This is a genomic window from Halorubrum sp. SP9, from assembly GCF_005435015.1.
Classification (GTDB): domain Archaea; phylum Halobacteriota; class Halobacteria; order Halobacteriales; family Haloferacaceae; genus Halorubrum; species Halorubrum sodomense.
Genome location: NZ_SGXU01000399.1, coordinates 1 through 432, shown reverse-complemented (window position 1 = coordinate 432; position 432 = coordinate 1). Strand labels below are relative to the sequence as shown.

1 protein-coding gene is annotated in these 432 nt (G+C 62.0%); it reads left to right on the top strand.

The window, feature by feature from the left end; translation table 11 throughout:
- Positions 1 to 432: SNF2-related protein (locus tag EXE45_RS18025; protein ID WP_137695130.1), on the top strand; the 432-nt coding region annotated here is incomplete at both ends.

Below are 432 nucleotides of genomic sequence, written 5' to 3'. Positions count from 1 at the left end.
GTCCTGTTCGTCGTCCCCGCCCATCTCCAGAAGAAGTGGATCCGAGACATGGACCGCTTCTTCGACATTGACCTCACACCGGCCGACAGACAGTGGGTCGAAGGAGAACGCCGCCGACTCGGCGAGGAAGGCAACATCTGGGACCAAGACCATCAGCAGCTGGTCACAAGCCAGGCGTTCCTCCGGCAGGAGGAGTTCCAGCCCGCCCTCGACGAGGCGTTCTGGGATGTCGTGGTGGTCGACGAGGCACACAAGGCCGCCAAGCGGGGTGAGTCGCCGAGCAAGACGTCGCAGATGGTTGAACGGGTCGCTGGTAATTCCGACTCACTATTGCTCCTCAGCGCGACGCCACACGACGGCAAGGGCGAAGCATTCCGCTCGCTTGTTGAGTACATCGACCCATTCCTCGTCGCGGAGGACCAAGACCTCTCG